This window comes from Pseudomonas sp. PGPR N4 (assembly GCF_059693665.1).
Genome location: NZ_JCAUKV010000001.1, coordinates 1,414,374 through 1,436,094, shown reverse-complemented (window position 1 = coordinate 1,436,094; position 21,721 = coordinate 1,414,374). Strand labels below are relative to the sequence as shown.

General features: G+C 62.8%; 19 protein-coding genes. 8 read left to right on the top strand and 11 right to left on the bottom strand.

Features of this window, described 5'->3' with window-relative positions; translation table 11 throughout:
* Positions 1 to 257 precede the first annotated feature (257 nt).
* The 7 genes from AC58X1_RS06485 to AC58X1_RS06455 form a co-directional block, all read right to left on the bottom strand.
* Positions 258 to 1,091 (bottom strand): alpha/beta hydrolase, encoded by an 834-nt coding sequence (locus AC58X1_RS06485; RefSeq protein ID WP_188036326.1) that lies wholly within the window; start codon positions 1,089 to 1,091, stop codon positions 258 to 260.
* Positions 1,092 to 1,102: 11 nt separating this feature from the next.
* Positions 1,103 to 3,424 carry a TonB-dependent siderophore receptor gene (locus tag AC58X1_RS06480; protein ID WP_497428546.1) on the bottom strand — a complete coding sequence of 774 codons (2,322 nt, stop codon included), beginning with the start codon at positions 3,422 to 3,424 and terminating at the stop codon, positions 1,103 to 1,105.
* 326 nt (positions 3,425 to 3,750) lie between these two features.
* Positions 3,751 to 4,059: a hypothetical protein gene (locus AC58X1_RS06475; protein WP_497428545.1), complete on the bottom strand. Its 309-nt coding sequence runs from the start codon at positions 4,057 to 4,059 to the stop codon at positions 3,751 to 3,753.
* 266 nt (positions 4,060 to 4,325) lie between these two features.
* Positions 4,326 to 5,252, bottom strand: coding sequence for a DUF4880 domain-containing protein (locus tag AC58X1_RS06470; RefSeq protein WP_497428544.1), 927 nt, complete (start codon positions 5,250 to 5,252; stop codon positions 4,326 to 4,328).
* Positions 5,249 to 5,767, bottom strand: coding sequence for a sigma-70 family RNA polymerase sigma factor (locus AC58X1_RS06465; protein ID WP_497428543.1), 519 nt, complete (start codon positions 5,765 to 5,767; stop codon positions 5,249 to 5,251). The genes AC58X1_RS06470 and AC58X1_RS06465 overlap by 4 nt, the downstream gene beginning before the upstream one ends.
* Positions 5,768 to 5,912: 145 nt before the next feature.
* Entirely contained in the window at positions 5,913 to 6,368 is a 456-nt protein-coding gene (locus tag AC58X1_RS06460; protein WP_101320905.1) for a DUF4440 domain-containing protein, read from the bottom strand.
* Positions 6,369 to 6,458: 90 nt separating this feature from the next.
* The gene (locus AC58X1_RS06455) at positions 6,459 to 6,626 is read right to left on the bottom strand and encodes a DUF6026 family protein (RefSeq protein ID WP_178080778.1); all 168 of its coding nucleotides are present in this window, start codon (positions 6,624 to 6,626) and stop codon (positions 6,459 to 6,461) included.
* 198 nt (positions 6,627 to 6,824) lie between these two features.
* Between AC58X1_RS06455 and gnd the strand changes: the two genes are divergently transcribed.
* The 6 genes from gnd to AC58X1_RS06425 all read left to right on the top strand — a co-directional run bounded on the left by gnd (position 6,825) and on the right by AC58X1_RS06425 (position 13,654).
* The gene (gnd, locus tag AC58X1_RS06450) at positions 6,825 to 7,808 is read left to right on the top strand and encodes a phosphogluconate dehydrogenase (NAD(+)-dependent, decarboxylating) (protein ID WP_497428542.1); all 984 of its coding nucleotides are present in this window, start codon (positions 6,825 to 6,827) and stop codon (positions 7,806 to 7,808) included.
* Positions 7,805 to 9,307, top strand: coding sequence for a glucose-6-phosphate dehydrogenase (gene zwf / locus AC58X1_RS06445; protein ID WP_497428541.1), 1,503 nt, complete (start codon positions 7,805 to 7,807; stop codon positions 9,305 to 9,307). The genes gnd and zwf overlap by 4 nt, the downstream gene beginning before the upstream one ends.
* Positions 9,308 to 9,379: 72 nt before the next feature.
* Positions 9,380 to 11,170, top strand: a complete 1,791-nt coding sequence (locus AC58X1_RS06440) for a glycoside hydrolase family 15 protein (RefSeq protein WP_259072553.1) — start codon at positions 9,380 to 9,382, stop codon at positions 11,168 to 11,170.
* A 38-nt stretch (positions 11,171 to 11,208) separates the two neighbouring features.
* Positions 11,209 to 11,667, top strand: coding sequence for a GNAT family N-acetyltransferase (locus AC58X1_RS06435; RefSeq protein WP_312391725.1), 459 nt, complete (start codon positions 11,209 to 11,211; stop codon positions 11,665 to 11,667).
* Between the two features lie 121 nt (positions 11,668 to 11,788).
* On the top strand, positions 11,789 to 12,979 hold the full coding sequence (locus AC58X1_RS06430; protein WP_181108559.1) for an MFS transporter: 1,191 nt from the start codon (positions 11,789 to 11,791) through the stop codon (positions 12,977 to 12,979).
* A 54-nt stretch (positions 12,980 to 13,033) separates the two neighbouring features.
* Positions 13,034 to 13,654: a TetR/AcrR family transcriptional regulator gene (locus AC58X1_RS06425; RefSeq protein WP_101320893.1), complete on the top strand. Its 621-nt coding sequence runs from the start codon at positions 13,034 to 13,036 to the stop codon at positions 13,652 to 13,654.
* 52 nt (positions 13,655 to 13,706) lie between these two features.
* On the opposite strand, the gene preA is transcribed toward AC58X1_RS06425, so the two are convergent.
* The 3 genes from preA to hydA all read right to left on the bottom strand — a co-directional run bounded on the left by preA (position 13,707) and on the right by hydA (position 17,919).
* Entirely contained in the window at positions 13,707 to 14,981 is a 1,275-nt protein-coding gene (preA, locus tag AC58X1_RS06420; protein WP_101320890.1) for an NAD-dependent dihydropyrimidine dehydrogenase subunit PreA, read from the bottom strand.
* Entirely contained in the window at positions 14,982 to 16,349 is a 1,368-nt protein-coding gene (locus AC58X1_RS06415; RefSeq protein ID WP_497428540.1) for an NAD(P)-dependent oxidoreductase, read from the bottom strand.
* A 130-nt stretch (positions 16,350 to 16,479) separates the two neighbouring features.
* Entirely contained in the window at positions 16,480 to 17,919 is a 1,440-nt protein-coding gene (gene hydA / locus AC58X1_RS06410) for a dihydropyrimidinase (RefSeq protein ID WP_150573604.1), read from the bottom strand.
* A 599-nt stretch (positions 17,920 to 18,518) separates the two neighbouring features.
* Here hydA and AC58X1_RS06405 point away from each other — a divergent pair.
* Positions 18,519 to 20,009 carry an NCS1 family nucleobase:cation symporter-1 gene (locus AC58X1_RS06405; protein ID WP_150569886.1) on the top strand — a complete coding sequence of 497 codons (1,491 nt, stop codon included), beginning with the start codon at positions 18,519 to 18,521 and terminating at the stop codon, positions 20,007 to 20,009.
* A 50-nt stretch (positions 20,010 to 20,059) separates the two neighbouring features.
* A complete protein-coding gene (locus tag AC58X1_RS06400; RefSeq protein ID WP_101320881.1) occupies positions 20,060 to 21,343 on the top strand; it encodes a Zn-dependent hydrolase in 1,284 nt (427 codons plus the stop codon).
* Positions 21,344 to 21,386: 43 nt separating this feature from the next.
* Here the strand turns inward: AC58X1_RS06400 and AC58X1_RS06395 are convergent, their stop codons facing one another.
* Positions 21,387 to 21,692, bottom strand: coding sequence for an NIPSNAP family protein (locus tag AC58X1_RS06395; protein WP_101320879.1), 306 nt, complete (start codon positions 21,690 to 21,692; stop codon positions 21,387 to 21,389).
* Positions 21,693 to 21,721: the final 29 nt, after the last annotated feature.

The following is a 21,721-nucleotide window of genomic DNA, read 5'->3' as shown; positions in this document are numbered from 1 at the left end:
ATTTGCGTCACTTCAAGAAAGAGCAAATGGCGGGCCGGAATTTGAGTGTAGGAGAGTAGGTGATAAAAAGGTGACCCGCCGGTCACTTTCGTTATGAGGCGGGCCAGACGCAAACGTTGGCGTCTGTAGCGAGGTGTAAATGGCGAAGATCTCGACCATTTACGACAGTTTCATGTCATGGATGCAATGCGCCAGCGGGGTGCGCCTTGGATCTGGCGCACCGTGTTGGTGCGCCGCTTTGGGGTGATGTCGGTCGGTCAGTAGCGACGTGTGCTCATCAGTTCGTCGAGCACGCGCGGGGCAACACGAAATGGCGCCGACATATGGTCTTCGCCTGGCTCGATCTGGAAATCACTGCGCAGGCCGTACTGCGACAGCTGCTCCAGACGCAACTGCAGCGAGCGCGCGTCCTGGATCTCCTGGGGCATCTCGCGATCACCAATCAGCAGGCTCAGGCTGCTGTGGGTAAGGTCGATCTGACCGGCATGGGCACGCTGGGTGAACGTGCGCTCGTGTTCCAGCAAGTAGCGGTCCCGCCACCACAGGCTGGGGCTGATTGCCACGGCATGCTGAAACAGCGCCGGGCGGGTGAACAGGGTATACACCGCGAACATGCCACCAAACGAATGCCCGACCAGGCTGCGTTGGTCTTGATCGACCTTGAAGCGGCTGTTGACCTCAGGCATCAGCCGCTTTTCGATGAAATCCAGAAACACGTCCTGGCCGCCCTGCGGCGGCACGTTGCGTTCGGCCGGTTGCGGCGGAGACAGGTCGAAGGCGCGGCGCTCGAAGTCCAGCGGGGTGTCACTGGGATAACCGATCGCCACCAGAATCGAGCCGCGCAAGCGCTCCTGCGCGCGCTTGGCGGCGTGGAAGGCCGGGAAGTACGCGTTGCCGTCGAGCAGGTAGATCACCGGATAGCCACCGGTCCACGGCACATCGCCTTCCGGCAGGCTGACCATGATCCGGTACTCGCGGCCTTCGGCGCTTTTCATCGTCCATTGTTCGGTGCCGTCCAGTGTCACCGGCGCGGCGTGTGCCAGCCCGGCAAACAACAGGGCGCTCAGGTAAATCCACAGTGTGCGCGTCATCAGTGTTCTCCTTACCAGCGATAGCTGAGGCTGGTGACCAGGCTGCGTGCCTCGCCGCGATAGCAGTAACCCTGCTGGCAATTGATGTAGCGCTTGTCGAGCAGGTTGCGCGCGTTGAAGCCCAGGCGCACGCCGTCCAGGTCGCCGGCAAAGTCGTAGTGCACGCCAGCGTCGACCAGGGTGTAGCCCTCGTTCTTCTGGGTGTTGGCGGCATCGCCGAAGTTGCTGCCGGTGTAGCGCGCACCCGCGCCCAGGCCGAGGCCGAACGGCAAGCGGTAGTCGAGCCACATCGAGGCCAGATGGCGTGGCACGTTGAGCGGTTGCTTGCCCTGGTTGCCGTCGTTGCTCTTGGTCACCTCGGCATCGTTGTAGCTGTAGCTGGCAGTCAGCTTGAGGCGCTCGCTCAGGTCGGATACCGCTTCCAGCTCCAGGCCCTTTGAGGTCTGCTCACCGGTGGCAATGCTGCGGGTCGGGTCGGCCAGGTCGCGGGTCAGTACGTTTTGCTGGGTCAGGTGGTACAGCGAGGCGGTGAGCACGGTCGAGCTGCCCGGTGGTTGGTACTTCACGCCCAACTCATATTGCTCGCCTTCGGTGGCCTTGTAGGGGCTGCCATCGGGCTGGCTGCTGCTCTGTGGCAAAAACGAGGTGGCATAGCTGACGTAGGGCGCGACACCGTTGTCGAACAGGTACAGCGCGCCGATCGAGCCGGTGGTGGCCGCGTCGTCGTCCTTGCGCTTGCTGCCGGCGAGGTGATTGCTGCGGCGTACATCTACCTTGTCACGGCGCAGCCCGGCCGACAGGCGCCAGCGGTCGATCTCGATCTGGTCTTGCAGGTACAGGCCGCTGCGGTGCTCCAGGCCGTCCTCGTCGGCCCAGGCCGTGTTCGGGCGCGCAACCGGCTGATGGTAGTCGGGCGCGTAGCGATCGATCGAAGGCCCGGGGCCCATGGCGTACAGCAGGTCGGTTTCAAGCAGCGCGTAGTCCCAGCCGCTGACCAGGGTGTGTCGCAGGTTGCCGGTGTCGAAGCGACTGACCAGGCGGGTGTCGGTCGACAGCGAGGTCATGTTTTCGTAGACGCCGACGGCTTGTCGATCGAGCACCGAGCCACGCTCCTGGAAGGGCTGCATGTACTGGTTGGTGGTGTCGACCTGGCCGTAGCGCAGGTTCTGCTGGAAGGTGAAGGTGTCGTTGAGGGTGTGCTCGAACTCGTAACCCAGGGTCCACTGGCGCTGTTCGAGTTTGTCGAAGTATTCATCGCCCTGCCAGAAGTTGCTCAGGTGCTCGCCTTGCTGGTAGAGCATCGGTGAACCGGCGGTTTCACGCTCCTGGTATTGGGCGAGCAGGGTGAGACGGGTGTCGGGGTCGATCTGCCAGCTCAGCGAGGGCGCGATCAGGCGCACGTCGTTGTTCAGTTGCTCGATGTAGTTTTCTGCATCGCGGTAGACGCCGACCACGCGGTAGAGCAGGTCGCCTTGTTCGTCCAGGCGCCCGCCGAGGTCGAACTGGCCTTGTTGGTGGTTATAGTTGCCGGCCTGGATCTGCACTTCGTTGCGTGCGTCCAGGCTCGGGCGTTTGCTGACCCTGTTGACCATGCCGCCGGGGCTGATCTGGCCGTACAGCACCGAAGCAGGGCCTTTGACCACTTCGATGCGTTCCAGGTTGTAGGCTTCGGTCTGGTACAGCGACAGCCAGCCGCTGCCAGGTTGGCGCAGGCCGTCGAGGAAGTCGGCGGACATGGTGGTTTCGAAACCGCGCACGCTGATCATGTCAAAGCGCGGGTCCAGGCCCGAGCTGCCCACACGCACGCCGGCGGTGTAGGCGACGGCGTCTTCGACGCGGTCGACCTTGCGGTCGGCGATCTGCGCGGCGGTGACGACACTGACGCTTTGCGCGGTTTCGAGGATCGGGCGGTCGGTCTTGGTTGCGCTGCTGGCGTTGCTGGCGTAGTAGCCGCTGACCGGGGCGAAGGCGCTTTGGCTTGCGTTGGCGTCGATGTTGGTGGGATCGAGCTGCAGGCTGGTGTCGGTCGCGGTGGGCAGGATGACGTAGCCGGATTGGGTTTTGTGCGGGCTAAGGTTGGTGCCCTGGAGCAGGCGGGCGAGGGCTTCGTCGAGCGTGCCGCCTGGCTGGGTGCCTTGGGTTGTGAGGTTTTGAACGGTTTGTGGGGAGAAGGAGAGGGTGATGCCCGAGCGTTCGGCGAAGGTGCTCAGGGCTTGGGCCAGCTGACCTGGGGGGATGGCTGGCGCGGTTTTTTCGGCGGCGCTGGCGCTGCTGGCCAAGAGGGTCAGGGCCAGGGCCAGGGCGGTGGGGAGGTTGCTGCTGTGGGGTGGCATTGGGGTGGTCCGTTGAAGGGGATATCTTTGCTAACCGGATGAGGTGGGGAAGTCCGACAGTTTTTTCTCGCGGCTTCGGTTATTTGTGGTTTGTCCTCTGTCTCGTGGGCTTATCCGTTTTCTGTGGTGGCTGTTAGGGCCCCTTTCGCCCTTACGGCGAGTCACTTTTTTGGCAAACGCCCCAAAAAAGTAACCAAAAAAGGTCTTGGCTCCACATCCGGCCCCTTCGCTGCGCTGCGGGGTTCCCTCGCTTCGGTCTTGCTCCCGGGAGGACCGCGCTGTACGGCCCATCCTGGGCCGCAGCGCTTGCCGGCCATCCATGGCCGTCACCTCCCTTCGCAAGACCTGCGCTCGGCCTCCTGAGTCGCCGGTGGATCAAGATCAAGATCAAGATCAAGATCAAGATCAAGATCAAGATCAAGATCAAGATCAAGATCAAGATCAAGATCAAGATCAAGATCAAGATCAAGATCAAGATCAAGATCAAGAGCACGCCTCGCTGCGCTGGCGCAGATCAAGGGCGGGGCCGCAAAACGGCCCCAGCTTTTGACCTTCGCTTTTGATCTGCGCCAGCGCAGCGAGGCGTGCTCTTGATCTTGATCTACCAGCGACCTCAGGAGGCCGAACGCAGGCATTGCGAAGGGAGGTGCCGGCCATGGATGGCCGGCAAGCGCTGCGGCCCAGGATGGGCCGTACAGCGCGGTCCTCCCGGGAGCTATGCCGGAGTGAGGGGACCCCGGAGCGCAGCGCAGGGGCCGTATGTGGGAGCGAGCCCTTTTTTGGTTACTTTTTTGGGGCGTTTGCCAAAAAAGTGACTCGCCGTAAGGGCGAAAGGGGCCCGCACTGCCACAACAGAAAATGGATAAGCTCACAAAACAAGCAGCAAACCACAAACCACAGATCAAACCGCCACAACCCGAACCCACCACCGCGTCCGCTCCACCACCCTGACCGGCAACAACCGCTCGATATTGCCCAACAACCCCTCAGGGTCATCCAAACGAAACACCCCACTCAATCGCAGCCCGGCAATCCCCGCATCACACCCAAGCCACCCAGCCCGATACCGCCCAGCCTCGGCCAAAAACTCCCCAAGCCCCACATCACTGGCAACCAACACCCCCCGACTCCAACCAAACGGATCGATCCCCACGCCTACCAACGGCCTGACCCCTCCGCCATCTACCGCCACCCCATCCCCCGCAGCCAACTGCTGCACCCCGCCAGCCCCGCGCACCAGCACTTGTCCGCGCGCCACATGCACCTCAGTGAACCCAGCCTGCTCCCGCACCACCGCCCGCGCTCCGCGCCCTTCACAACTGGCGAAGCGGCAACCGACAACCCAGCTAGGCCCATCCAGCAACACTTCACCCGAACGCAGCAGCACCCGCCCAGCTTCGATATCCACTGCACTGTCAGTGTTCAACAGCACCTCACCACCAGCGGCCATCGGCACCCGTCGACGCTCCCCGGTAGCCGTGGCAAAGTCACTCCGCCAGCCAGGTGCGGTATGGCTCAACAGCAACGCGCCACTGCCAACCGCCAAACCCACCCCAAGCAACGACAGCATCCGCCGTCGACCCACATCTACCTCGGCCCGCCGTAACACGGCCGAGGTCTGCGCTGCATCCGGTAACCGCCCAGGGTCAAACTGACCAGCCAACTGGCCCAAGCGCAGCCAGGCCAACTCATGCCGGCCATCGCGCTGCCGCCACGCCATTAGCTGCGCCTGCAACTCGGGGTGGTGCGGCTGATCGCGCAGGCGCATCTGCCACTCGATGGCCTTGCACACGATCGCCTCCGGCAACCGCTCCGCGCTGGCGCTCACAGGGCGTCCTCAAAGCACACCCGATAGCAGTGGAGCAGGGCGCTGGCTACGTGTCGCTCGGCCGTACGGCTGGAAATACCCAACTGCACGGCCACTTGCACGTGGGTCAGGCCGCTCAGTTGGTAAAGCAGGAATGCCTCACGCACGGCCGGCTTGAGGCCGTCGAGCATTTGCGCGATGCGCTCCAGACATTGCAGCGCTTCATGGCGGACTGCAGGGGATGGGAAACTGGCCTCTGGCTGCAGGGCCAGGGTCTCAAGGTAGGCGCGTTCCAGTGCATCACGGCGCCAGTGATCGATCACCAGGCCGCGGGCGATGCGGGCCAGCAATGCCCGCGGGGCGCGGTCGCTGATTGGCTGGTTACGCACCAGCAAACGCACGAACGTGTCCTGCGCCAGGTCGGCAGCCTGCTGCGAGCAGCCCAGCGAACGCCGCAGCCATGCCTGCAGCCAGCTGCGCTGGGTGCCGTAGAGAACATCAAGAGGGATGATCGAATCTGTTTCATGCAGCGACATGCGACGCCCCTGGCAGACAGGCACAGTTGAATTGAGGACCGGGCGCAAGATAAAAGCGAATGGTTCCCAATTCAACTTATTTATTGTCTGCTGCGCAGCTCTTTTGGCGCCCGCCTGCCGTGCCCTGCCAAGCCTGGTACAAGCTTCAGTCAGCAGGCAGCAGCGAGGAATGATGATGGCTGATCAGCCACTCGCTGCCGGTCCAGTCGTAGGTAAAGGTATAGCGAGCGGCCACTTGCTTGCCGGTCGCCGCAAAATCGAATGTGTACAGCCCGGCCAGTGACGCCTGGTTGCAACCGATGCTGACATGGTGACTATCGAGCCTGCCGGATGGGCGGTCAGCAAGGAAATGCTTGAAGTAGTCAACACGCTCGGCAGTGCTCAGCCGCGGCAGACTGGACACCGTGGGTAGCAACAGCGCGTCTACTGCATACAGCCTGGCCACGGCCGCGGGATCACCGCTCTGCAAGCTGGCATTCCATTGGCTGAACAGCGACAGCACGTCATCGTCGGCAACGGGCTGGCACTCTTTGGTTGCCGCGGTCGCGTATGCAGGCAGGCACAGGAAAGCTACAGATAGGTAAAGGCAGGGGCGGTTCATGCTGAAACTCCTTGGAAGCAGGCCGCCGGGTGGGCCTGCGAGGCTTCCAAGGTAGAAACAACTACGTGCGATAAATGTAGGTAAAGGGTCTCAGCTAATGAGGGACTTTTCGCTGTTTTTGCCCTGCTCAAGCTGCAGGCTCAACTGTGCGACCTGTTGCAACAGCAGGTCACGCTCTTCCTTCAGACGACGCAGTTCATCACGGCGAACGGAAACAAAAAGGGTCTGGACAGGAGTGTTTTGCATCAAGGTACCCATTGCACACCTCGCAATTGGCTAGTGACATTCTAAGCGTAGCCGCTCATACGGCGCGCATTCTGAATTCTTTCTGCGAGCTTGGGAACTTTTTTGTTTATGGTTGTCAGGCCGTTCGTCGCTGAACCCTTTGCCGATGAGCTGGACTAATCTGAAAACCTGAAACGCCTTGTTAACTATTTCTGAGGGGAGCGACGCCACATGCAATTGGGAATCGTCGGGCTGGGCCGCATGGGCGGCAATATTGCAAGACGGCTGATGCGTGCCGGGCATCGTACCGTGGTTCATGACCGCAATCGCGACGCGGTCACCGCCCTGGAAAATGAAGGCGCCCAGGGTGCCCACGACCTGGGCGCAATGATTCAAAAACTCAAAGCTCCGCGCGCCGTGTGGGTGATGCTGCCAGCCGGCGAGCCGACCGAGCAGACCATCCGCCAGCTGGCCGACCTGCTCGAGCCAGGCGATGCGATCATCGACGGCGGCAATACCTTCTACAAAGACGACATGCGCCGCGCGGCCGAGCTGTCCCAGCGTGGCCTGCATTATCTGGATGTCGGCACCTCCGGCGGCGTCTGGGGCCTGGAGCGCGGCTATTGCATGATGATTGGCGGCGAGAAAGACGTGTTTGAGCGCCTGGAGCCGCTGTTCAACGCACTGGCCCCGGGTGTTGGCGAGATCCCGCGCACCCAGGGCCGCGAAGGTGAGCACGCACGTGCCGAGCACGGTTACATCCATGCCGGCCCGGCAGGCTCCGGCCACTACGTGAAGATGATCCACAACGGCATCGAATACGGCTTGATGCAGGCCTATGCCGAAGGCTTCGACCTGCTGCGCAGCAAGGGCGGTGATGAATTGCCCGAGGCCGAGCGCTTTGACTTGAACGTGGCAGAAATCGCCGAAGTCTGGCGCCGTGGCAGCGTGGTCACCTCGTGGCTGCTCGACCTGACCGCCGACGCGCTGGTCGCCGACCCGGCCTTGGCTCAGTTCAGTGGTTCGGTGTCGGACAGTGGTGAAGGCCGCTGGACCATCGACGCTGCCGTCGAGCAGGCCGTGCCGGTACCGGTATTGTCCAGCGCGCTGTTTGCCCGCTTCCGTTCACGCCAGCAGCAGGGCACCTTCGGCGACAAGGTCCTGTCGGCCATGCGCCTGGGCTTTGGTGGGCATGTCGAGAACAAGCGCCCATGAGCCAAACGAAGATACCCGCAGCACCGCCGTGCACGTTGTTCCTGTTCGGCGCCAATGGTGATCTGGTCAAGCGCCTGCTGATGCCGGCGCTGTACAACCTCAGCCGCGACGGCCTGCTCGATCGCAATCTGCGTATCGTCGGCGTTGACCACAACGCCGCCAGCGCAGAGGAGTTTGCCGAGCGCCTGCACAGTTTCATGGCCAACCGCGAGCAGGGCGAGGGCGCGCCCAAAAATCTCGATGAAAAGGTCTGGGCGCGGCTGGCCAAGCGGCTGGATTACCAGACCGGTGATTTCCTCGACCCGGCCACTTATCAGGCCCTGGCCAAGCGCATCGAGGGCACCCGCCATGGCAATGCCATCTTTTATCTGGCCACCTCGCCGCGATTCTTCCCTGAGGTCGCGCAGCGGCTGGGCGAGGCGGGCTTGCTCGATGAGTCGGCAGGGGGCTTCCGCCGGGTGGTCATCGAAAAACCGTTTGGCACCGACCTGGCCAGCGCCGAAGCGCTCAACGCCTGCCTGCTCAAGGTCATGCATGAACGACAGATCTACCGCATCGACCATTATCTGGGCAAAGAGACCGTACAGAACATCCTGGTCAGCCGCTTCTCCAATGGCCTGTTTGAATCGTTCTGGAACAATCACTACATCGACCACGTGCAGATCACCGCTGCCGAGACCGTCGGCGTCGAGACCCGTGGTGCGTTCTACGACAACACCGGGGCGCTGCGCGACATGGTCCCCAATCATCTGTTCCAGCTGTTGGCCATGGTTGCCATGGAGCCGCCAGCGGCATTCGGCGCCGATGCGGTGCGCGGCGAAAAGGCCAAGGTGATCGGCGCCATCCGTCCCTGGTCGACCAAGATGGCCCTGAAGAACTCGGTGCGCGGCCAGTACAGCGTCGGCAAGCAAGGCCGCAAGCGCGTGCCGGGATACCGCGAAGAAGCCAACGTAGCCCCTGACAGCCAGACCGAAACCTATGTCGCCTTGAAGGTGATGATCGACAACTGGCGTTGGGCTGGGGTGCCGTTTTACCTGCGTACCGGCAAGCGCATGAGTGTGCGTGACACCGAGATCGCCATCTGCTTCAAGCCAGCGCCGTACGCACAGTTTCGTGAATCGGAGCTGGAGCGGCCCAAGGCCAACTACCTGAAAATCCAGATCCAGCCCAATGAAGGTATGTGGTTCGACCTGCAGGCCAAGCGCCCGGGGCCGGAGATGATCATGGAGAATGTCGAGCTCGGCTTTGCCTACAAGGACTTTTTCAAGATGCCGCCGGCCACCGGCTACGAGACGCTGATCTACGACTGCCTGACCGGTGACCAGACGCTGTTCCAGCGCGCTGACAACATCGAAAACGGCTGGCGTGCCGTACAGCCTTTTCTGGATGCCTGGGCCAGCGAGAGCAAGGTGCATGAATATCCTGCCGGCGAGGATGGCCCGGAAGCGGGCAACGAGCTGCTCAGCCGTGACAAGCGCGAGTGGCATAGCCTGGGCTGATGTTGCCGGGTCGGTAGAACTTTTCGGTGATTTAACCCGCCAAACCTGTTCAACCCATGCCAAGGAGTTTCAATGCCAGCCCCGATCGAAGACTACGCTCTGCTCGGCAACTGCCGTAGCGCCGCCTTGGTCAGCCGCGACGGCTCGATCGACTGGCTATGCCTGCCGCGCTTCGACGCCCCGGCGGTGTTTGCCGCCTTGCTCGGCAACGAAGAGAACGGCCGCTGGCGCCTGGCGCCCTCCGATCCGGTTGAGAGCAGCACGCGCCAGTACCTTGAAGACAGCCTGATTCTGGAGACGGTGTACAGCACCGCCAGCGGTCGGGCGCGGGTGCTTGATTTGATGCCGCTGGGTGACACCAACTCGGTGATTCGCATCGTCGAGGGCCTGGCTGGCGAAACCAGCTTCGAGATGGATCTGGTGCTGCGTTTTGATTATGGCCGCAGCGTGCCGTGGGTGGAAAAGATCGACCCGCTGACCCTCAGCGCGGTGGCTGGGCCCGACCGCCTGATTCTTTCCAGCAGCGTCGCCACTCATGCCTGGGATCACCATACCGGTGTGCGCTTTCGCGTAGCTGCCGGCGAGCGCCATGTGTTCAGCCTGCGCCATCAGCCTTCGCATCTGCCGGTGCAGCCCGACTGCGACCTGGACGAGGCATTTGCCCATACCCTCAACGAGTGGCAGACCTTTGCCGGCCGCTGCCCCGACGTTGGCCGCTATAGCGCTCAGGTGCGGCGTTCACTGATTACGCTCAAAGCGATGACCTATGCGCCAACTGGCGGCATCGTCGCGGCGGTGACCACCTCGCTGCCAGAACGGGTCGGTGGTGAGCGCAACTGGGACTACCGATATTGCTGGCTGCGCGATGCGACCATGACCTTGCTGGCATTCATGAACCTGGGCTACTTCGACGAGGCGCAAGCCTGGCGCGAATGGCTGCTGCGTTCGGTGGCGGGCAACCCGGAGCAGATGCAGATCATGTACGGGCTGGCCGGCGAGCGCGATCTGCAGGAGTACGACCTGCCGTGGCTGGCGGGCTATGAGCACTCTCAGCCGGTACGGGTCGGCAACGCTGCGGCCGGGCAGCATCAGCTGGATATTTATGGCGAAGTTGCCGATGCCATGACCCAGGCGATCAAGGGTGGCCTGCCGCGCCATCCCCGCAGCGCGGCCATTGCGCGGTTGATTCTGCCGTATGTGGAGAGCATTTGGCGCGAGCCCGATGAGGGTATCTGGGAAGTGCGCGGCGGCACTCAGCACTTTGTGCACTCCAAGGTCATGGCCTGGGTCGCCTTTGATCGTGCCGCCAGCCTGGCAGAAACCACCGAGGAAGAGGTTGAGCGCGGCCAGCATTACCGCAGGGTAGCGGACGAGATCCACCGTGAAGTCTGTGCCAACGGGCTGGACCCGAGTGGCGAGTATTTCGTTCAGGCCTATGGTTCCAGTGAAATGGACGCAAGCCTGCTGCAGATTGCCCTGACCGGATTTTTGCCCGCCGACGATCCACGTTTTGTGCGCACGCTTGAGCAGATCGAAAGCCGGCTGTTGAAGGATGGCTTGCTGCTGCGTTACGACAGTGAGAGCGGCGGCGATGGGCTGTCGGCGGGCGAGGGGACGTTCCTGGTGTGTTCGTTCTGGTTGGCTGATGTGTACGTGTTGCAGGGCCGTCACGAACAGGCCGAAGCGTTGTATCAGCGCCTGCTCGGGCTGTGCAACGACCTCGGCCTGCTGGCCGAGCAATATGAGCCGACAGCACAGCGCATGCTTGGCAACTTCCCACAGGCGTTCAGCCATATCGGCATCATCAACACCGCGTTGAACCTGCACAAGGCACAGTGCCCGGCGCGGGCGCGTTGTGGTTGAATGCGGTCTTCAGGGATCTGCCTGTAAAGGATTTGCTCATGCATTCGCTGCACTGGCTCGAACAGCACATGCACCACTGCGCCGATATGGCGCAACGGCTTCACCAGCAATTCAGCTACGAGTATGCAACCCAGCCGCTGGCCGACTGGCAAGCGGAGTTTGCCGAGGGCCAGCGCAATGGTGACTGGAAATGCCTGGTCGCGCTCGAGCAAGGGCGCTTGCTGGGCGGCGCCTGCCTGGCAGCCGCTGACCTGCCTGAGCGACCAGACCTCGGCCCTTGGCTGGCATGTGTACTGGTCGAACCCGAGGCTCGCGGCAGGGGCCTGGCGGCGCAGTTGATCGAAGCGATCTGCGCCCATGCCAGCTCACTGGGCATTCCTCGCCTGTACCTGCACACCCACGACCAGAGCGCTTACTACGCCAAGCGCGGCTGGCATGTATTGGAGCGCTTTGAAGCCTGGGACAAGCAGCAGTGGCTGATGGCTCGCGATCTCTAGCGAGCGGGGTCATCCAGACTGAAAGATGCAATCCTGGTTAACTCAACTCCGGCATTGGCATGCCTAAGGCAGCCTCCGGCCGTGTTAGAAAGCAACTCCCAGTCGCCCACGGATCGCGCCGATGAACTCACCCGCCACCCCTCGATTCGGCGCCTTTTGCTTTGCCAGCTTCCTGCTCTCGATTGCCTATGGCGCGACCTTTCTGCTGTCGCTGCTGGTGCGCTCGTTCGGCGGTAACGAGCACGATGCTGGTCAGGTATTCGCGGTGGCCATGGTCAGTACTCTGATCGCGGTGCTGGTATCCGGCCACGTGCTGCAGCGCTTGGGCGCGGCCCGCTGTATTGCGCTGGGTGCACTGTGCCTTGTGCTCGCGTCACTGGGCTTCGCCACGGCGCCGGGACTGGGCCTGATGCTGATGGCCTGCGGTGCACTGCTTGGCATCGGCTGGGGCGTGTTCTACACCGTGGGGCCGATCATGGTCGCGGCGATGGTCGCGCCGGCGCGGCGCACGCACTGCTTTGCGCTATTGTCCGGGAGCATGCTGGCCGGCATCGGCAGCGGCCCGTTGGCGGGCAAGTTGGCGGCGCTGGCGGGGCTGCCGGTGCAGGCCGCGTTCATCACTGCCGCGTTGACCGCAGCGCTGGGCGGTGGCTACTTCTGGCGCTTGGGCGCGGCCACTGCCATCGCCCAGCAGCGCCCCAGCGAGCCGGTACAGATCAGCCTGCGCTCGGCGGCCGAGGTGCTGCGCTCGCGCTCGGCGTTGTCGATCGTGATGGTCGGCCTGGGTGGGGCGATCTTTGGCGGCATGGGCAGTTTCCAGACCAGTTACGCGGCCAGTCTTGGTCTGGACTATTCGCTGTTTTTCATCGGTTTCATGGGCGCCGCCATCACCTGCCGGTTGTTGATCGCCGGTTGGGTGGTCAAACGCAGTCCGCTGCCGGCCTCGCTGGCCTTGACCACACTCATGCTGATCGCCGTGCTGGGCTTTGCCAGCTGGGTGCATGACAGCTTCAGCTATGTGCTGGCTGCCGGCGTGCTGGGCATCGGCTACGGCCTGAATTACTCGGTGATCAATGGCCTGGCAGCCAATGAAGCGCCGCCGCACCTGACCGCGCAGGCGTTGCTGCTGTTCAGCCTGGCGTATTTCATCGGCGTATTCGGCTTCCCGTTCTTCGCCGGCAAGCTGATCAGCCAGAGCGGCGTCTCGGGCATGCTGTTCAGCGTCAGCGTGATCGCGCTGTTGGTCTGGGCGCTTGCAGCTGGCCGTTGCCTGCTGCAACGCCTGCAGCGCAGCGCGCCGCTTGCCGAGTGAGTAACGCCGGCAAAACTGTTAGCCTTGACGGGTTTCAGTCGTTTTGGACAGGCCATGGCCAACCACAAGATCGAGATCCGCCGCCGTAACGTCGAAAAGATTCTGCACGCTGCCGAAAAGGTTTTCGCCGAGAAGGGCTTCGGCGCGACGTCGATGGGTGATATCGCCGAGCAGGCCGAGCTGCCGCGGTCCAACCTGCATTACTACTTCAACACCAAAGACGACCTGTACCGCGCCGTGCTGCAGGACCTGCTCGAGGTTTGGAAGCAGGACGCCCTGTGCTTCGAGCGTTTCGACGACCCGCGGGTGGTGCTGACCAGTTACATCCGGGCCAAGATGAGCCACTCGCGCTCGCGCTCGCTGGGCTCAAAGATCTGGGCTGAAGAGATGCTTCACGGCGCGCCGCTGCTCGGCACCAGTCTGGACGAAAGCCTGGTGCCGTGGGCGCAGTTGAAGGAGAACAAGATCCGTCGCTGGGTCGAAGAAGGGCAGATTCTGCCGGTCGAGCCGTCTGCCTTGCTGTACATGATCTGGGCCGCCACCCAGCACTACGCCGACTTCGGCTATCAGGTAACGTTGCTCAACGGTGGTGAGCCGCTGTCGGACATGGCTTTTGAGCGCGCCATCCAGACCGTAACCGGGGTGATCCTGCGCGGGATCGGCCTGGAGCCCTGAAACAGCTGCGCCGGGCTTGAGCCCGGCGCACTCTATAGCCGCTGTTCAGCCCTCAGCTGGCTTCGCGGTAGGGGTTGCGCGGGTCCTGGGTCCAGTTCAGATAAGGCTTGCCGGTGTCCTGCGGGACCATCTCGATACAGTTCTCGACCGGGCAGGTGATCTGGCACAGGTTACAGCCCACACACTCCTGATCGATCACGCTGTAGATGTGCGTGCCATCCGCCTTGACTGTGCTGTCGATGGCCTGGTGCGAGGTGTCTTCGCAGGCAATATGGCAGCGGCCACAACCGATGCAGGCATCCTGATCGATCTTGGCGATGACCTGATAGTTGATGTCCAGGTACTTCCAGTCAGTCGTGTGCGCCACCGCCTGACCGCGGAACGCTTCCAGGCTTTGATGGCCATGCTGATCCATCCAGCGCGACAAGCCGTCCTGCATGTCCTCGACAATCCGAAAACCATGCAGCATCGCCGCCGTGCACACCTGTACTGCGCCACTGCCCAGGGCGATGAACTCGGCAGCATCACGCCAGTTGCCAATGCCACCGATGCCGCAGATCGGCAAGCCGCGGGTCTGCGGATCGCGTGCAATTTCCGCAACCATGTTCAGCGCGATCGGCTTGACCGCCGAGCCGCAGTAGCCGCCGTGGGTGCTCTGATCGCCAACGATAGGGTGGGCGACCATGCGGTCCAGATCGACGCTGGTGATCGAGTTGATGGTGTTGATCAGCGACACCGCATCGGCGCCTCCGCGATGGGCCGCGCGGGCCGACTGGCGGATGTCGGTGATGTTCGGCGTCAGCTTGACGATCACCGGCAGCGAGCAGTAGGTCTTGCACCAGCGGGTGACCATCTCGACGTATTCGGGCACCTGGCCGACGGCCGCGCCCATGCCGCGCTCGGGCATGCCGTGGGGGCAGCCGAAGTTGAGCTCGATGCCGTCGGCACCGGTGGCTTCGACCAGCGGCAGGATGAACTTCCACGACTCCTCTTCACAGGGCACCATCAGCGACACGATCAGCGCGCGATCCGGCCAGTCCTTCTTCACCTGGGTGATCTCGCGCAGGTTGATCTCCAGGGAACGGTCGGTGATCAGTTCGATATTGTTGATGCCCTGCACCAGCCGGTTGGCGCCGAAGTGCGCCGAGTAGCGCGACGACACGTTGACTGCGGCCGGGTCTTCGCCGAGGGTTTTCCAGACCACACCGCCCCAGCCAGCCTCGAACGCGCGGACCACGTTGTAGGCCTTGTCGGTGGGTGGTGCGGAGGCCAGCCAGAATGGGTTGGGCGCCTTGATGCCAGCGAATACGATGGACAGATCGGCCATTTATGCGGCCTCCACATTGAGCATGAGTTGGGCATGGATGGCTTCAGCGGCCAGTTTGCCGTGTTGCACTGCCTGTACGGTGAGGTCCTGGCCGAGCGCCGTGCAGTCACCGCCGGCATACACGCCGGGTAGGCTGGTGCGCAGGCACTGGTCGACGCGAATGCGCTCGCCGTCGCGCGCCAGTTGCGCCGCCAGTGGGTCGCTCAGGCTGGTGTCGTCGAAGCATTGGCCAATGGCCTTGAAGATGGCATCGGCTGCCAGTTCGAAGCTTTCGCCGGTGTCGCGCAGGCGACCGTCGGCCATCTCGGTACGTATGAAGCGCATGCCACGCACGCGACCCATGTCATCCAGCAACAACGCATCGGGGCGCGCCCAGGTGTGCAAGCGGACCTGGTTGGCCTTGGCGATATCCTGTTCATGCTCGGTGGCGCCCATGTCGGCATGGCCGCGGCGATACACCAGGTTGACGTCGCGAGCGCCGAGGCGGCTCATCTGCACGGCCATATCGATCGCCGTGTTGCCCGCGCCGATCACCAGGCAGCGCTCTGCCAGCGGCAGTTGGCTGAGATCATCAGCCTGGCGCAGCTCGCGGATGTACTCGGTGGCTGCAAGCAGGCCTGGCGCCTCTTCGTCCGCCAGACCCAGCTGGCGCACAGCATTCAGGCCCACTCCGAGGAACACCGAATCGTATTGCTGATGCAGCTCGGTGAGGCTGAGGTTGGCGCCCAGGCGCTGGCCATGGCGAATCTCGATGCCGCCGATGCCGAGCAAGAAATCAACCTCGCGCTGGGCGTAGTCGTCCACCAGCTTGTAGCGGGCGATGCCGTATTCATTGAGGCCACCGGCCTTCTCTTGTGCTTCGTAGACCACCACGTCATGCCCGTGCATGGCCAGCCGGTGCGCGCACGACAGCCCGGCAGGGCCTGCGCCGACCACGGCAATGCGCTTGCCGCTGGCAGGTGAGCGCTTGAACGGGTGTTCACTGAAATTGGCATTGTCTACTGCGTAGCGTTGCAGCAAGCCGATCAGGACCGGTGCGCATTCCTGGGCGTTGTTGCGCACGCAGGCTTGCTGGCAGAGGATCTCGGTCGGACAGACCCGCGCGCAGCTGCCGCCGAGGATGTTCGCCGAGAGGATCTTCTCGGCGGCACCCTGCAGGTTGTCGTCGCTGATTCGGTGGATGAACGACGGGATGTCGATATCGCTGGGGCATGCGTTGATGCACGGTGCATCGAAGCAGTACAGGCAGCGGGCGCTTTCCACGGCAGCCTGGCGGGCGGTGAGGGGTGGGGCGAGATCGCCGAAGTTATCGGCCAGTTGTTCGGCGCCGGCACGCGGGCGCGGCAAGTGCTTCAGGGCATCGATCACGGTTGGAGCCTCTCTCTTTTTTTGTCGGTACAGGCGGCGGTTACTCGCCTGGCCGGTCTGGGTTGATGGCAGACAACAGCAATACGGCTGCGCCCGGCCTCTCCCGGGCCGGTGCGCCTTGCAGGCTGAATCAGCGCTCGACGGGCGTCGGGCGCTGGTGCTCGGCGCGGCGGCTGAGCACTTCGAATACCGAGGGGTAGGCGGGCCGTTCCAGGTAGCGCCCGGCGCCGGCTTCGGCGCGCAGGTCACCGTCAGCCCAGACCAGTCGGCCTTGGCTGATGGTGTGGCTAGGGATACCGCGCACGGTGCGGCCTTCGAAGATATTGAAGTCGACCCGTTGATGGTGGGTCTTGGCCGAAATCGTCCGTGTGCCTTGCGGGTCCCACAGCACCAGGTCGGCATCGGCGCCGACGCGAATCGCGCCCTTGCGCGGGAACAGGTTGAAGATCTTCGCGGTGTTGGTCGAGGTCAGCGCAACAAACTCGTGCATCGACAACCGGCCACTGTTTACGCCGGCGTCCCAGAGCACGGCCATGCGGTCTTCGATGCCGGCGGTGCCATTGGGGATGCGACTGAAGTCATTGCGCCCGGCGCCTTTCTGGTCGGCGCAGAAGCAACAGTGATCGGTTGCAGTGGTGTGCAGGTTGCCCGATTGCAAACCGCGCCACAGCGCCTCCTGGTGCTCGCGCGGGCGGAACGGCGGGCTCATCACATAGCCGGCGGCTGTGGACCAGTCCGGGTGGCGATAGACGCTATCGTCGATCAGCAGGTGGCCGGGCAGCACTTCGCCGTAGACCGGCTGGCCCTTGGCCCGGGCGTAGGTGATTTCGTCGAGTGCTTCGCGGGTCGAGACGTGCACCAGATACACCGGCGTACCCAGCGTCTCGGCGATGCGGATGGCACGGCTGGCGGCTTCACCTTCTACCTGCGGCGGGCGTGACAGCGGGTGTGCCTCGGGGCCGGTCATGCCCTGGGCCAGCAGCTTTTGCTGAAGGTGATAGACCAGCTCGCCGTTTTCGGCATGCACGGTCGGCACCGCGCCCAGTTGCAGGCAGCGCTCGAAGCTGGCGACCAGGGTGTCGTCGGCTGCCATGATCGCGTTCTTGTAAGCCATGAAGTGTTTGAAGCTGTTGACCCCATGCTTGGCCACCAACTCGCCCATCTCTTCGGCAACCTGTTCGCTCCACCAGGTGATGGCGACATGAAAACCATAGTCACTCGCCGACTTCTCGGCCCAGCCGCGCCAGGTATGAAAAGCCTCGAGCAGCGACTGCTGCGGGTTGGGGATGACGAAGTCGATGATCGAGGTGGTGCCACCGGCCAGGCCTGCAGCGGTGCCGGTGAAAAAGTCATCGCTGGCCACGGTGCCCATGAACGGCAATTGCATATGGGTGTGCGGGTCAATGCCTCCAGGCATCAGGTACTGGCCACTGCCATCGAGGATCTCGCAGCCGGCGGGTACATCGAGGTTTTGCCCAATGGCCTGGATACGGCCATCGACACACAGGACATCGGCGGGGTAGCTCTCTTCGTGGGTGACCACGGTGGCACCACGGATCATCAGGGACATGCCGTCTTCCTCGCAGGCTGACCGGTCTTGGCCGGTTCTTGAAATTATCGTGCTGCCAGTAGCTGGAGGATATTTTCAATCCTGTCAGACCTGACAAGAATGAAATCTAGTTGTTGATCTACTATAGTTCAAGAAATATTTTTATAAGCATATATTGTTATTAATTGTTTGATTTATAAGGATAAAAATCAAAATTCACCAAAATGGTGAGGCGCCTCACCATTTTGACGCACTTGACAAGATGCCAATTTGGTCAAGATTTCTCATGCGAAATCAAATGTTTAAATCCAGCGATTCACAGGCACCCCAGAGTGAAAATAAATTGCCTGCACCAGTTTGAAACCCGCTGCTGTGAATCGGCTTTGACGTTCACCGGCCGCCGCCACCGAGGGCAACACCGAACAATGACTTGAATGCTTTGCACAACAGCACGTTACCTGCGGCCGGCGGCGGCAAGCGAGACAGCCTTTGGCCGACTCGGCACGTTTATTGAGTGCGCCCGCAGCCAGGCCGGGCCGCAGGTGCAGTACTGCTGGTGGTACTCCGGCCATCGCATTAGCCCGATGAGCAAACAATTAGAAAAACCTGGAGAAGGCCCCATGCAACAGAGCAGATCGCAAGTGATCGAAAAGGACGGCTTGTGCGAGTTGTCCGAAGGCTCCGACGTCCTCGACAGCCCGCGCTACAACCACGACATGGCACCGACCAAGGTGCACCAGCGCACCTGGAACAAGTGGCACATCACCGCGCTGTGGGTGGGCATGTCCATCTGCGTGCCGACCTACACCCTGGGCGGTGTGCTCACGGCGTATTTCGGCCTGAGTGTGGGCGAGGCGCTGCTGGCGATCCTGCTGGCCAACCTGATCGTGTTGATCCCACTGACCCTGAATGCCTTCCCCGGCACCAAGTACGGCATCCCGTTCCCGGTGCTGCTGCGTTCGTCATTCGGCATCATCGGCTCGAACGTGCCGTGCCTGATCCGGGCGGTGGTGGCCTGTGGCTGGTTTGGTATCCAGACCATGTTCGGCGGCCTGGCCATCCACCTGTTTCTCAGCTCGATCTTCGATGGCTGGAAGGCCCTGGCCGGCACCGGTGAGGTGATCGGCTTCATGATCTTCTGGGTGCTCAACCTGTGGGTAGTGCTGCGCGGGGCGGAGTCGATCAAGTGGCTGGAGACGCTCTCAGCGCCGCTGCTGGTGGCGGTCGGTTTTGGCCTGCTGTTCTGGGCCTTGCCGCATATGTCGATGACCGAACTGCTGGCGCAGCCGCCAAAACGCCCGGAAGGCGCCAGCGTGGTGAGTTACTTCTGCGCCGGGCTGACGGCGATGGTCGGCTTCTGGGCGACCTTGTCGCTGAACATCCCCGACTTCAGCCGCTACGCCAAGAGCCAGAAAGATCAGATCCTCGGGCAGATCTTTGGCCTGCCGCTGACCATGTTCCTGTTCGCTTCACTGGGCGTGGTGCTGACCGCGGCCTCGGCGTCGCTGGTGGGTGAAACCATATCCGACCCGGTCAGCCTGATCGGCCGCATCCAGAGCCCAGGCTGGGTCGCGCTGGCCATGGCCTTGATCGTGATTGCCACCTTGTCGACCAATACTGCGGCCAACATCGTCTCGCCGACCAACGACTTTCAGAACATCGCCCCGCGCCTGATCGGGCGCACCCGCGCAGTGCTGCTGACCGGTGTCATCGGCCTGCTGCTGATGGGCCACGAGCTGCTGAAGAAACTGGGCTGGATCGTCTCCGACCTGAGCCTTGAGAGCGTGTACTCCAACTGGCTGCTGGGCTATTCGAGCCTGCTCGGGCCGATCGCCGGGATCATGGTGGTGGACTACTTCCTGATCCGCCGCCAGCAACTGGACCTGGCCGGGCTGTACCGCGATGACGTCTATCCGGCCTGGAACTGGGCCGGTTTTGTGGCCTTTGCCCTGCCAGTGGCGCTGACGGTGATGTCGATCGGCAACAGCAGCTTCAGCTGGTTCTACGACTATGGCTGGTTTACCGGTTCGCTGCTGGGTGCGGCGCTGTACTACGTGCTCGGCCCGCTGGCCGCACGCAGCCCGGTGCGCCTGGCCAAGCCGTTGCCATGAAGCCGCACGCACAACCACGCAGCCACTCATTTGCCTGAGGAGATATGCCCATGACCCCTGCCAAGGATGTCCTGCAATCCAGCCACAGCCACGTCGACAGCCAGCGCTTGTGGCAATCATTGATGGAATTGGCGCGCCTCGGTGCCACGGCCAAGGGCGGCGTCTGTCGGCTGGCCCTGACCGACCTCGACCGCCAGGCGCGCGACCTGTTCGTGCAGTGGTGCGAGGCCGCTGGCTGCAGCGTCAGCATCGATGCGGTCGGCAATATCTTTGCCCGCCGGCCCGGGCGTAATCCTGCGCTGGCGCCGGTGATGACCGGCAGCCATATCGACACTCAACCCACTGGCGGCAAGTTCGACGGCTGCTTCGGTGTCATGGCCGGGCTGGAGGTGATCCGCACCCTGAACGACCTCGGCGTGGAAACCGAAGCACCGCTGGAAGTGGTGGTGTGGACCAACGAAGAAGGCTCCCGCTTTGCGCCGTGCATGATGGGTTCCGGGGTGTTCGCCGGCAAGTTCACCCTGGAAGAGACGCTGGCCAAGACCGATGCGCAAGGCGTCAGCGTCGGCGAGGCGTTGAACGGGATCGGCTACGCCGGCACGCGCGCGGTACTCGGCCATCCGGTGGGCGCCTATTTCGAGGCGCATATCGAGCAGGGGCCAATCCTTGAGGACCAGGCCAAGACCATCGGCGTGGTGCTCGGCGCGCTTGGTCAGAAGTGGTTCGACTTGACCCTGCGCGGGGTCGAGGCGCATGCCGGGCCGACGCCGATGCACCTGCGCAAGGACGCTCTGGTCGGCGCGGCGGCGGTGGTCGAAGCGGTCAACCGCACCGCGCACAGCCATCAACCGCATGCCTGCGGTACCGTCGGCTGCCTGCAGGCGTATCCCGGCTCACGCAACGTGATCCCTGGCGAAGTACGCATGACCCTGGATTTCCGTCACCTTGAAGCCGATCGGTTGCAAGCGATGATCGCCGAAGTGCAAGCGGTGATCGAGGCGACCTGTGCCAAACATGGGCTGAGTTTCGAGCTGACGCCGACTGCGGATTTCCCTGCGCTGTACTTCGACAAGACCTGTGTCGCGGCCGTCCGCAGTGCTGCAGGTGCGCTGGGGCTGTCGCACATGGATATCGTCAGCGGGGCAGGGCATGACGCGATCTTTCTCGCTGAGCTGGGGCCGGCCGGGATGATCTTTGTGCCGTGCGAAAACGGCATCAGCCACAACGAAATCGAGAACGCCACGCCGGAAGATCTTGGCGCTGGTTGCGCGGTGTTGTTGCGCGCGATGCTGGCGGCCTCGGAAGCGATTGCCAGCGGGCGCCTGGCGGCCTAGCGGGGCACATGTGCAAGGGGCAGCAGACGCTGCCCTGATGCACTTACTCGAACACGGGGCGCATGAAGCTGCGCTCGTAGCTGAGGATAAAGCGCTGTTCGGTTGCCAGGGCAAATGCGGCCTGGCACTCAGGGTCGCTCTCCGAGTCCTTGCGGTACTGCTCGTAGGCGGCAAGGCTGGGGAAGCTGAACTGGCAGTAAGCGATATTGCTCGCGCCCTCGGCGGGCAGCAGATAACCGTGATGGGTGCCGCCCATGCGATTGACTAAGCCGATCCATAGCCGCGCGTAGGCCTCGAATGCAGGTATCTGATAGGGGTCGATAACGTATTTCAGGTGGCAGGTGATCACAGCTTCAATCCTTTGCGTGAGGGAACTCG